At 45.4% G+C, this 14,175-nt stretch carries 1 protein-coding gene and 1 pseudogene; both read left to right on the top strand.

What is annotated here, in order from left to right:
- A pseudogene (locus tag AAC147_RS14735) lies at positions 1-157 on the top strand (IS1 family transposase); the annotation flags it as partial.
- Between the two features lie 513 nt (positions 158-670).
- A complete protein-coding gene (rtxA, locus tag AAC147_RS14730) occupies positions 671-14,104 on the top strand; it encodes an MARTX multifunctional-autoprocessing repeats-in-toxin holotoxin RtxA (RefSeq protein WP_047682456.1) in 13,434 nt (4,477 codons plus the stop codon).
- Positions 14,105-14,175: the final 71 nt, after the last annotated feature.

Genomic DNA, 14,175 nt, shown 5'->3' with positions numbered 1-14,175 from the left:
TTGAACACCGAATTAATAATATCCGGTTTTATTGTACCGATGATTATGTCGCTTATGATTACCTTCCAGAAGAAGAACGATAGGCTATTCCAAATCTGAAGAAATACACGATAAAGTGATAGGAACGTTTATTGAGCGTGAATACTACTTTTTCTAAGCGATCTAACCGTTTAATACATACTCACAATTGGGAATACCAAACTGGTCTGACGGTTTTATTAACTAAATATGATTAACGAAAATGGCTCACATCAGTGAACCGTCATTCTTTTACCCTCAATTTAAAAATAACACCGTCATTATTATCTGATGATTGATTAGAGATGAGCGATGTATTTTTTATAAGTAATATAATTAAAAATATTATCAGATGTTTTTATGTCATTTGAGTGGGAGTATTGGGACTAAGTATGGTGGTTAAACAGACTTTGTAATTTAACTATATTGATTTTAAAAGTAAAAATGGGGTACTTTCCAATGAATGATTTCTGTCTGCTGGCTAGCTTATTTTTATGTATCAATCTAATAAATTGACCAGATTAAGTATCATAGATTTCAATTTATTCTTGAAACATTCATTTTTAAAATCTATTTAAATACTGAAGCCCGGTTGCGTTTTGTAACTGGGTTTTTTTATCTTCAATTTTTGCATTTATTCCGGGATTTATTTATGGGAAAACCATTTTGGAGAAGTGTTGAATACTTTTTTACAGGAAATTATTCCGCAGATGATGGTGATAATAATATTGTTGCCATCGGATTTGGGGGCCAAATACATGCTTATGGCGGTAATGATCATATTACATTAGGCTCTATTGGTGCTTCGGTTTATACCGGTTCAGGTAATGATACCGTCGTTGGCGGCTCTGCCTATCTGAAAGTTAGTGATACTACTGGCAATCTGAACGTCAAAGGTGCGGCGGGATATGCGGAAATCAATAAAGAAGGGGAAGGAACAATTACTTTCTCTGGTGGGGCTGGCGGGGTAGTTATTCAACATGATGGGCATTCTGGTAATGTGCACTATTCAGGGATAGCAGCCTATAACAATTTATATCGTCGGGGAAACAGCGGGGATATTAAATTTGCAGGGGGTGGCGGTTATAACCATCTCTACTCAGATGTCACTTTCGGCAATATTCATTTTATCGGAGGGGGAGCTTATAACCAAATTACCCGTAAGGGACAGGCTGATTGTTTGAGCGGTGAAGGCATTGCTTACGCAAAAGCAGAAGAAATTGTACTCACCACCGCCACGATGGGAGGAAGCTGGATTGAAGAATCACAGAAAGTCATTGGCATTAAATCCACGCGAGATATAAATACCTATCTGTTTGCATTTGCTGATGAGGAATATACAAAAGTTAATAAAATTCATCTTCATAATGATCCTAAAACCGGCAGGCTGAAATATTACACTACGTCTTGGTATAAAAAGGGAAATCATCTCAAAGATCTGGCATCTCAAGATGTTTCTGACTACGGTGGTTATAAAGCGGTCGATATTGATGGTGCTTATACCTTGTCAAATCTGATGGTTGAACAACACCAGTCATTTACGGTACATGCGCTGGAAAGTGAGCTACCGGAAAATGAGTGGGTAACGTATGCCGGTGGTGTCCAGATCGCAGCGGAAAACATTACTTTGTCGGATGCCCAAATGGGTGGTTATGCGGTTTCAACGGATGGTTCAACCGTTGCTGTCAAGCCGGTGAAATCCAACCGGATGAAAAATACCTATCTGTACGCCAAAGTCTTGGAAGGATACACCAAAGTTGTGGTCGTGCAACTCACTAACGATCCTAAAACCGGTGAGCTGAAATACATTGCCACACCTTGGTATAAAGCCGGTGATCAAACAGCAAATATAGCAAATCAATTTGTTGATATTCGTTCTGGCTACAAAGTTCTCGGTAAAGGCAGTTATACACTCAGCCATGTCCATTACAGTGTAAATACTGTCCGCGTGACTTCTGAGCGGATTGCCAATATACATGAATTCAGTGAACAGGAATTGTTATCCCAAAAACAGGATGACAGTCACGGTGATGTCCGGTTTGAAGGTGCAGGCGGCGGCAATGTTATTAAATCCAATGTGGCCCGTGGTAATGTTTACTTTAAGGGCGCAGGGTTGGCCAATGTGATTCTGCATAATTCAGAAATCGGTGACACTGAATTTGATGGCGCTGGGGCGGCCAATGTTATTTTCAAGAAAGGCAGAAAGGGGCAACTGCGTTTCAATGGGGGCGGTTTTGCTAATGTTATCACCCATATCAGCACGTCTCCTGCCGTTTCATTACAGGCACCTCATGACAGCCAGACTAAAGTTGTCGCTCTGGGCGGGGCCAATATTCTGACCCGAAAGGGGGAAGGGCAGGTTTTTGCCGTCATGGGTGGTGGAGCCAACGTATTGACCCATATCGGGCAGGGAGAAACCACCGGTGTGATGATAGGCGGGGCCAATATCCTGACCAAAGTGGGGGACGGAGAGACTACTGGCGTGATGTTCGGTGTCGGCAATGTGCTGACTCATGTCGGTAACGGCAGAACACTGGGGGCGATGGGGGCAGCAGGCAACGTCTTTACTAAAGTAGGGGATGGTGAAACTATTGCTGCCATGCTGGCCGTCGGCAATATCTTTACCCATGTCGGCCAGGGGGATGCATACGTCATGATGGCCGGCGGGGGCAATATCTTTACCAAAGTGGGGAACGGTCAGGCTCTGGCATTGATGGTGGCATTGGGTAATGTCTTTACCCATGTGGGGGATGGCCTGAGTGTCGCGCTGATGGTGGCCAAAGGCAATATAGCAACGAAAGTGGGGAACGGTGAAACCCTTGCTGCCATGATAGGAACGGGTAATAGCATGACCCACATTGGTGATGGTAGTACCTTTGCTGCGATGTTGGGTGAGGCGAATATTTTGACCAAAGTCGGTCATGATCTGACGGCGGCGCTGATGATAGGCCAGCTCAATATTTATACCCATGTGGGTAACGGCACCAGTATTGGTCTGTTTGCCGGTAAGGCCAATATCATGACAAAAGTCGGAGATGGCACAACGCTGGCGGCGATGTTTGGTCAGGCCAATATCATGACCCATGCCGGTCAGGGCATGACGGGGGTATTGGCCCTGGGTGAAGCCAATGTGGTGACGAAAGTCGGGCATGATTTTCTCGGTGTGGTGGCGGCAGCCAAAGCCAACGTAATAACCCATGTCGGGCAGGGCATGACAGCCGGTTTATTATTAGGCAAAGGCAATATTTTGACGAAAGTGGGCGCGGGGACGACAGCCGGCCTGCTGGTTTCTCAATTTGGCAATATCATGACCCATGTGGGTGATGGCAATACGGTGGGATTTGCCAAAGGTCATCTGAATATCCTGACCAAAGTGGGAGAGGGGCTGGCTGTCAATGCCGCGTGGGGGGATGCCAATAGCATGACCCACGTGGGGAGAGGCAATCACTATAGCTTTGCCAAAGGGAAAGCCAATATCGTTACCAAAATCGGGGAGGGGCAGACGGTCAGTATTGTGCAGGGGACAGCCAATATCCTCACCCATGCAGGTAAGGGGAATGATTATACCGGAGCCTGGGGTAAAGCGAATGTTATTACGAAAGTTGGCCAGGGGCGCCAGGTTACGCTGGCGAAAGGTGATGCCAATATCGTGACACAGGTGGGGCAGGGTGACAGCTTCAGCGCCTTGTGGAGTCAAAGCAATATCGTCACCAAAGTCGGCGATGGAATGCAGGTTATCGCCGCGAAAGGCAAAAGTAATGTCACGACCAACGTAGGTAATGGTTTAAGTGTCGTGGCCACCCACGGTGATTTAAATGTGAATACTAAAATCGGTGACGGTGTTTCTGTCAGTGTGGCGTGGGGTCAATTCAATATCAACACCAAAGTGGGGGATGGACTGGCTGTCTCAGTGATGAAAGGGACAGGCAATGCCAATATTCACGTGGGCGACGGGATGAACATCCACGCCTCTTATGCCCGCAATAACGTTGCTGTTCAAATCGGTAATGGTGATTTCTACAACCTTGCGCTGGCTTCCGGTCACACCGAGAAACATAAATTGGCCATGATGTTCAGTGAATTAAAACAAACATTATTGGGGGTGATGGGCAGTCAGGGCATTAATTTTCTGGTGTATGGTGATGAGGCAAACTCATCCGGCAGCTACCGGGGGCGTGGTGCCATTAATCTGCCGGAAGTCAATGCGCTGAACGGTTTCAAACTGACTGAAATGGCGGAAGTCAGATCAGACTTAGCCATGGATTTGCACGCTTCGGTGAATCAGCTCGATACGCCGGATGTCAGCAAACTGAAAAACATCATGAATGCCGATGAACAGCCGCTAAAAACACAAAAGCCAAATCTGATTGTCAATGGTGATTTTGAAGCGAGAGAGTCAGGTTGGGCATCTACCGAGGGCATGGAAGCTCAGTATTCCGCCGATGCTTATGGCTTGAGTAACTATGGACACGGTAAATATGTCACTGAGCTGGATGCGAATACGAATACCACTATTTATCAGCAGCTCCGGCAGCTTGAAGCAGGTGAAATCATCACCCTTGATTTTGATTTTGCCAGGCGTGTAGCCAGTAGCATTGATAATGGCCTGGAAGTCCTCTGGAATGAGCAGGTGGTTTTCTCATCGTCCAATGATGAAATCACTTGGCAACACAAGCAATTGATGCTGGTTGCGCGGGCAGGCAGCAACCGACTGGCGTTCAAAGGCATCGGTAACAGTGACGGCAGCGGTTATATTCTGGACAATGTCGTTGCAACCTCAAATCGTTCTGACAGTACACAAGTGAAACACGCGTCGCAAATGTCGGTGGCGGGTGATGTGCTGCATGATAAGGCAAACGCAGAAGCAGACCGTCAACGTCTGATGCAGGAAAAAGAGAAACAACGGGCGGCAATTGCAGAGACACAATCTCAGTTGGCGGCGACGGATCTTTCTGCCCTGAACACTAACGGACTGTCACAACTTAGTGCTATCAAGGAGGAAGAGCAGGCTGTAACGGATGAATTGTTGGCAAAAACCATAGCACTTGACAGTCTGAATAACCAAACATACGCAAGCCATCAGGGAGGTTCAGGGGCACAGTGGCGTCAGGATTTTGCCGGCGGATTGTTGGACAACTTCCAGACACAACTGGATAGGGTAAAAGAAACGGCAGGCCAGCAACTGGATAATGCACTTTCCACTATTTCAAAACAACAAGATCAGATAGAAATCGCGCTGGATAAGTCGGAAGTCAATGTTGCTAAATCTAAACAGGATCAACTGAATGCCCAGAAAGATGTTGCGGATGCTCAGGCTAAGGCAGAATACCGGAAAGAAGAGGCACTGACACAACAGAAACAAGCTGAAAAAGCCGCACAGAATAGTTATCAGACTCTTCAGGAGATTGAAGCTGAGGTAGAAGCTACAGCGAAGGACAATGCGCATAAACCGAATTTTACCAATGCTGGCAGTGGCCGGTCAGGTAAAGCCTATGAAGCAGAAGGTGCCGGTAATACAGCCAGCCATATTGGCTCTGGTTCCTTAATGCAGGGAATTGGTACTTTCAGCCAGAAGTTGCAAGAGTCAGATAAGGATTTGTCTGCACTTGCAGATGCTAAACAAGCTGTCGAACGTCTACAGATCAATGCAGGTCTTCGTGCCGGACATGCGAACACCATACATGTGCCACGGTCATTACACACATCGCAGTCGTCAGATCAATCAAATTCAGATCAATCAAATAATAGTTATGCTTCGTCTGTTGGCGCACTTGAATCGATAACAAATGTATCAGGATCGGAAAACCGAAAAGAACAACCTGTTTCCGGCCTGGATTTGAGTGGGCTGAAAGCGTTGGGAAGGACAGATCCCCGTTCAGACAACACTTCTCAAGTTCCACAACCACAAAGCAGTCAGAGTTCCCTGCAAAATGGAGCGACATATCCTTTTATTGCTGCAAGGGCTGCAAAAGTCGCGGATATCTACCGTTGGTTGAGCAAAAATAATGACCGGAGCGGAGGGCTTTCACAAGATAACTATATCCCTGTACCGGGTGGTGAACGTGTTGATATTGAGATAAATGACAACATCAGGTATGAGCTGACTCACTTTATTGAAAATTTTTTTAGTGTCATCCGACATACCATCCCTAAAGACCAAATTGCACCGCTGGCGAAGTTATTTGTCGATTCCACCATTGATTTTGACTGGGATAAGCGCGTTCAATTTATGACTAAATTGGAACGTTTTGGTTATAGCTTTGAACCCCCTCATGGTGAGAAAAGTATTGTTTCATTCTGGTCAGGCCGGGAGTTCAGTGCCTACCGTCATGTACTGGATGCAGCGCAGAAAGATGGCAAAAAAGTAGTTTATGATATTGATGTGAAAGGGAATGTACTTGCCCTTGAACTCAATAAGAAATTGATGGATTGGAACAACATGTCCCTTGATCCCGATGATATTAAGCAAGAAAACCTACATTCAGCCATCGGCGAAGCGGTGCGAAGTAATATCGGATTCTGGAGTTCCGTTTATGCAACCGGTGCGCGTGATGATGTTTATGTTATTGCACCGGAAGGTCTGCGTTTAGGGAATTTCTTCTGGAACGTTGAGTTGCCGGTATTGCGTCAATTGCAACGTGAAGGTCTGGTCAATGAAATTCGCTTGCTGGATAAACCAGTATATCACTACCGCGACAAGCCATTAGAATCCATTGGTCACAGACTGACCGATGCCGGCGTCAGAGTAAAAATACGTTTTGATTCACTGAGCACGGCTGAGCAGAAAAGTTATCTTGAACAAGATCCTGACGGTTACCACGCCAATTCACTGATAGATCTGGATATCAAGTTGAGTGCTATTGATAGCATGTTAAATCAAGCGATTCCATTCTATCGTTTACGGACTGAACGTAATATTTTGATACGTGAAGGCTTACATAACAGCTTTGAAGTTCTTCCCTGGGCTGAACCCCGATCTGCTCTGTTTAAAACCATAAAAGTTGATAATCCGAAAGATCCGGCACAGATAAAAACAATCGAACATTTCATTTTTGCTAATTACCAAAACTATGAACAACTCCCTGCTGAGTTGCGGCTGGTGGAAAATCATATTATTTCCCTTGAAGGGGGGCGTACCCGTATTCTCGCGGAAAGAGCGGATGGTGTCTGGCGTTATTTGCTGGATATCAAATTGATGTCAGGTGATGAGTTACAGAAAAAGGCTTATGTTAAAGGTAAGCCACTGGGGGAAAGTTACCGCAAGGTGATTGAGACGCTGCGTGCTTATGAACAAGTCCTGCTGGAAAAGCCGGATTACTCACTGGATGCGATTGAAAAATTAACTGATTTACACCAACAGGTGGAAGGTTATCTGCTTGGGCACTCTGAATCTGGGCGGGCACCAGCGATGAAACTGCTGCTTTCCCAAATTAACATACGCCTGACGGAATCATTAGTATTGGCAGAGCCGACATTGAGAAGCTCAGGCCAAGGTCATTTCAGCGAATTATACACCAAACTGGATAACGCCAATCTCAAGGATAGCAAACATCTCTATCTGGATGCACAGGGCGATTTTGTGACACGTGGTCAGTTCAGTTTGCACATCTCCAGAAATACCGCCGATGCCGGACTGCAACAGGTTATGGCAGCCGTGACCAAAGAGTATGGTCAAGATGTCACAAATGCAGTTTTTTCCAAACTTTCGGCCCGTGATCTGGCGAAAGATGGCCGGGGCATTGATATAGCCGGATTGAAAAAAGTCCATCTGGCGATTGAACAGCACTTATCCCCTGTCAGTGCAACATTGTATGTCTGGCGGCCAAGTGAGTACAGCACTCTTGGTCATGTAGCATTGCAAATTGGTCAGGGACGTGTTCTGGTCAATGCAGATGATGCCAAGCATTTGAATGAAATAAATTATGTCAGTTGGTGGCCGGCAGGGAGTAAAACTGTCGATATACGCGAGATGTTTGATATCTCAACACAAGATCAACCGGATCTGCGGCTTCGTTGGTATGACCTTAGCCAACCTGCTTTTCAGGCCCCAACGTTAGCATTTGATGTTGAAGCAGAAGAGGATGATGATTTCGGGTTGGTTGATGGTTCTGCTGAACTGAGAGAGTTTATTGAAAAACTGAGAATAGCCAAAGGGGTGGATGCCAAATTCAAGGATGTCAGTGAAGGTTTTGCGATGGTGGCCCTCGCTAATCCTGAACTGCTTAAGTCCGCTGAAATACCGGAATATATTTACCGGCCATTTCTTGCACAATGGGCTGATCCCGGCATAGATATGCACGAAATCGGCCGGAATTTTGCCGAAACCTTACGTATGGCAGCGCAAAGGCAGACATCTAAACGTATGGAAAGTGCAATTGCCGACGTCATGCATCAATTTGCTGAAAGAGAGCTGGCAGAAATTTCCGATTTCAAAAACAGTAAAACGGAACTTGCTCGGGTATACCGCATCAATCTGGAAGGGCTTGATGTGGCAGCAATGCAGGCTGAATGGAGTAAAATCAGCAGCGATCCGAATGCCCGTTATCAGTTACTGTCTAAAAATTGTTCCAGTGTCGTTGCTCGTATTCTCAGGGCGGGAGGCGCGGAGAAAGTGCTCGGCAAGGTCTGGCGACCAACCTTTGGTATCTGGACACCAAATGATCTGTTTGACTTCGGTCGGTCATTGCAGCAAGCAGTTCATATTGAACGGGTTAAACAAAAACATCTCCGTCTCAATGGAGAGCCATTTGAAGCAATTCTGAATAATGAAACCAATGAATATGAACTGGAGAGAGTTGCTATCTCAAACGATGGATCATTGCCACGTGAGAGAGAACCGCGTAATCCATTGACTCGCCTCATGAATAATGAACTGTATGGTGCAAAAGAAGAACGTCGCCGGATCAGTCAGGAGGTACAAAACAAGCTCAATTTGGCAGTAAACCAGGGTGTTGCACAAAAAATTACCTTACAGGGTGAAATCGGGCGCTTAGAAGGTTATTACTATCAGGCGCAAAACAATCAGGTACAAAGCTCGTTACATACAAACATGACAAATAAAGTCGTGTTGTTTATCCATGGCTCTGGTGCGTCTGTTGAAGAGCAAGCGAGTAAAATTCAGCCGCATTATCAACAACAGGGTATTGATATGCTCTCGGTCAATATGCGGGGTTACGGCACCAGCGATGGCTATCCGGGGGAATCAGGGATGTATCAGGATGTACGTACTATGTTCCGTTATCTGGTTAATGATCGTGGTATTAATCCGGAAAACATCATTATCCACGGTTATTCAATGGGTGCGCCAATTGCGGCAGATCTTGCTCGTTACGCTGACAGACAAGGCATGGCTGTTTCCGGCTTACTGTTAGACAGGCCGATGCCAAGCATGACCAAGGCGATCACTGCTCATGAAATACCGAACCCATCCGGTCTTACTGGTGTATTGGCAAAAGCCGTTAATGGTAAATTCTCGGTAGAACAGAATCTACGGGGGATCTCGAAGCAGACGCCAATTATGTTGCTGACCGACAATGAAGGTTTAGGTAATGAAGGTGAAAAACTCCGTACCAGATTAATGACAGCCGGTTATAACATTTCCGGGGAACGAACTTATCATGGTCATGAATCCAGTTATCAATTGATGAATCAGTATGCCGATAAAATTGTTTCTTACCTGTCTGGCACCAACCAGCAAGTACAAGAAAATACGGCTCTTAAAGGCATCAAGAGTGATTTGAGACGCTATATGCAGGCACTGAAACCTCAGATTGATGAAGTAGGTATAGAGCGCGATCTGCGTGCGACAAAGGCTTTCCTGTCAGGTTACAAACATAACCATGCTGAGCGTATTGTGGATGGCTTCCATTCGGATATGGACATCAAACAACTGGTGGATCTGTTGGTCAAAGGGAACTGGACGGCGGAACAAAAAGGGGCATTGGCATGGGAAATTGAAAACCGGGCACTGAAAATTACTCTTCGGCCAAAAACGGAGAAATATAGCCGACTGTTCCGTGATATTACTTCTACTGGCGCAGTAGATCCTAAGGCAAGTGAACATTTAGCGCCACAATTGCTATTGCTGAATTTATCTAATGATGGGTTTGGCGGGCGCTGTGTACCGTTATCGAAATTGGTTCTGCTGGCAAAACAGCTTGAAAATGACGGCCAGGAAAATGTTGGTCATGACTTGTTGAATAAACTTTACTCCGCCGCTTCGGTACTCAGCAATCCAGAGTTATATTCCGAAGTTGAACAAGCCAACGCCAGTAAGTTATTGGGTACATTGTCTGCACTCTATGCCAGAGATCCGATGTTAGACGGTACTTCCAAGGTATGGAAAGAGAAACTGAACGGTGAGAAAGCACTAACCGTAAAAGGTATGATTGAAAGAATCACTGCCACCAACGTGGATGGTCAACCGATTCTGCTGGAGCTGGATACATTGGGTCATGCCATGGCGGCATGGTCAAAAGGCAGTGGAGAGAACCGGATGTATGGGTTCTATGATCCTAATATTGGGATTGTGGAGTTTTCATCTGTGGAGAAATTCAGTAAATACGTTACACGTTTCTTTAGTCGTTCAGACCTGAACATGGCAGAAAGCTATAAAATGTCCAAAAATGGTCAGCGGGAAAGAATTTTCGAGCGTGTGATTGTACTGGATGGTCAAGTACTGGCATCTTATCGTCCGGTAATTGGTGACAAAACAACCATGAAAGATATTCTGGCAATGGAAATTTTTGATGGCTCACCAATGAGAAATACGCTGGAGAGACTCCGTCCGTTGAATAACCAGGATGTCAATACGTGGGAAGTTATTGATGTCTTTCCGAGATTAGAACGCAAAAAAATGCGTTTTGATGGCCAGGTCATTATTCAGCTTGAAGATGATCCTATTGTGGCCGACTCTGTCTCTTATCTGACCGGTAAGCACCCAAACGAGAGTGTCCTTGTCCAGCTTGATACCAATGGCCAGTATAAGGTGGTATACGGTGATCCAAGCTTATTGAACGGTAAAATACGCTGGCAGGTTGTTGGGCACGGTGGTGATGATATTGATGGATTTAATCACACGACGCTAAGTGATTACACTGCATCTGAGCTGGCGATGCGCTTAAAACAGTTTAAAAATAGCTTCCAATATGGAGGGGAGCTTGACCATATCAGTCTGGTAGGATGTTCTCTGCTCAGTGATGATAAGCGGGATGGCTTTGCTTATCGTTTGATTTCAGCTCTTGATGAAAATGGGATCCGTACCACGGTATCTGCCCGTCGCACTGAAGTTGCAATCGGTAAATCAGGGCGTAAGTATACGAAATCAGAACATAATACGCTGGAAAATAAGATCTTCGACAATAAAATCGTGTTGAACTGGAATGAGAATGGAGAATTGGAAGGTCATTCAGAACGTATACGCAATAATGTCTCTGAAAACGATGTTTCGCTTGCTCGTGTAGGCAGTCTGCGTACCGATAGCAGAAAAAACCGGGCACGCGGGATTATTACAGACAATACCGAAATATTCCATGCACCGAAACAATATCAGTATGAGGATTACCCTGCCGAAATGACGTCCAATAACCCGGTGAGTTATTCCGGTAATGTACAGGTACAGGCAGGAGACGGCGAATTTACAACCATTAACTGGGGAACCACCAACGTTGGTATTAAAGTCGGTACGGGTGGTTTCAAATCGCTGGCCTTTGGTGACAACAATGTCATGGTCCATCTGGGGAATGGTGACAGCAAGCACAGCGTTGATATTGCAGGTTATCAGGCATTGGAAGGTGCGCAACTGTTTATCGGAAACCGGAATATCAGTTTCAATCAAGGCCGCAGTAATGATCTGTTGGTCATGATGGATAAATCCATCCCGACACCGCCGATGCTTAATCCATTTGATAGCGTTTCCCGCATATCAGGGGTCCTGCAAAATATTGCCGGATCATTCTCTGCCCCTGACTGGTTGTCTGAGCAGGAAGCACAGTGGACGGTAGAAAGTGTGAAGAAATATCTACAGGATATGTCAGGGCTGGATATGACCAGTAACGTGGATTATATGTCGCTGACTAAGCTTGACTCCCAATATAAACGTAGTGGCCGTGGCCTGAAGAGTGATATCGAAAGCACACTGAATAAAAAATACAACCAATGGTTGAGTGGTGCGGGTAATAAACCAAAGCTGGGTAATCTCAGCCGGGCAGATAAGCTCCGGCAGGCAAATGAGAAATTATCCTTTAATTTCGCCGTTGGCGGACAAGGTGCTGATATTCAAGTAACAACCGGTAACTGGAACTTTATGTTCGGTGACAATATCCAGTCAATTCTGGATATCAACCTTGGTTCACTGTTTGGTTTGATGACACAGCAATACACCTCAACAGGAATGGCAAAAACCACCTTTACTTTTAGTCCGACGGATCTGCCTCGTCAGCTTAAAAACAAGTTGTTGAGAAACCTTGCCAGCGTGAATGCAGATACGACATTAGCCGATATCTTTAATGTGGATTACACATCGGATGGCGCTATTGTTTCCCGCTCAAATCAACCGGTGGATGGTGTCGCTATTCTGCGGGAAATGCTGGAAGTTATCGGTGAATTCAGTGGCAGCCAGTTGGAGGCATTTATTGATCCGGAAACATTACGTAATGGTTTGAAGACAAACCTGTCGGCAGGAGCAGATGGATTAAATTCTTTCCTTGAAAATCACGGAATCAAAGAAAAAGCGCCAACTGAGCAGACGGAGTCAACTGAAAATGTTGGTGCTGCACCGATAGCAGAAGATGCAAACTCAGAGCGCCCATTCGGGTTTAATTTCCTGAACCTGCCAAATTTGTTTGCAACTCTGTTCAGCCAGGATAAACAGCAAGAAATGAAAGAGTTAGCTTCCAACCTGAAACAGAATCTGACTGATGATCTGCTGCATATGCAGGAAAAAACTTTCGATTTCCTGCGCAACAGTGGTCATCTGCAAGGTGATGGCGATATCCATGTCTCTCTTGGTAACTACAATTTTAACTGGGGTGGAGACGGAAAAGATCTGGGCGCTTATCTGGGAGATAATAATAACTTCTGGGGTGGTCGCGGTGACGATGTCTATTACGCTTTAGGAACCTCCAATATCTTCACCGGTGGTGAAGGTAATGATATGGGAGCTTTGATGGGGCGTGAAAACATCATGTTTGGTGGCAAGGGTAATGATGTTGCCGTAGTTGCGGGACGTATCAACTATGCCTACATGGGAGATGGAGATGATCAGGTCTTTGCCTTTGGTGAAGGTGGTGTGATCGAGACGGGCAGAGGACGTGACTATATCGTCGCCTCCGGTAACTTCAATCGCATTGAGAGCGGGGAAGAGCAGGATTACGTGATTACTATCGGTAACAACAATCAGGTTGATTTGGGTAATAATCATGATTTTTCTACAGTTTTCGGTAACTATAATCAGATTGATGCTGGAGCGGGCAATGATACTATCAAGCTGATGGGTTATCATGCTCTGATCAATGGCGGGGCGGGTGATGATCACCTGATCGCGGATGTGATTGCCAAATTCAGTCAATTTGACGGCGGCGATGGTGACGATCTGTTGGTATTGGGCGGATATCAGAACAACTTCAAAGGTGGCACAGGGGTTAACAGCTATGTAGTCAGTGGAGATGTGATTGATAATGTGGTTGAAGATATCAAACACAGTGACAAGATCATTTTCAACAACCTTAACTGGCAAGACTTGTGGTTCCAGCGTAGTGGCTACGATCTGGTTATGTTGACCAACCGTAATATTGAGGATACTTCTGAGCAAGGACAGTTTGAAGCAATCGGCTCGGTGACGTTTACTGACTACTTCAATGGCAATCGTGCGGACATTATCACGCAAATGGGCAGTAAAGACACTCGTGGCGAGCGTGAATATACCGCACTCTCTGCCAATGCACTAGATTCATTGGTTCAGGCAATGAGCGGTTTTGCGCCAGCGATTGGCGATAGTGGTTTTATTGATTCACTGGATAAACAAACTCAATCTTCCATTATGATGGCCTGGTCGGATACCAAAACCGGGAAATTCAAACTGGCTTGATGGTTTTCTTAGCTGAACTTGATTAATCGAAATGGCTCACCAATGTGAGTCATTTTTTATTTAACTTCAAA

Source organism: Xenorhabdus sp. NBAII XenSa04, assembly GCF_963866145.1.
GTDB lineage: Bacteria > Pseudomonadota > Gammaproteobacteria > Enterobacterales > Enterobacteriaceae > Xenorhabdus > Xenorhabdus indica.
Note: the sequence above shows the minus strand (reverse complement) of the source record. Positions and strands in the feature narration are given on the sequence as shown.

Excerpts from the sequence above, each read along its gene's own strand:
- rtxA (WP_047682456.1), top strand. The coding sequence starts at position 671 with ATGGGAAAACCATTTTGGAGAAGTGTTGAATACTTTTTTACAGGAAAT.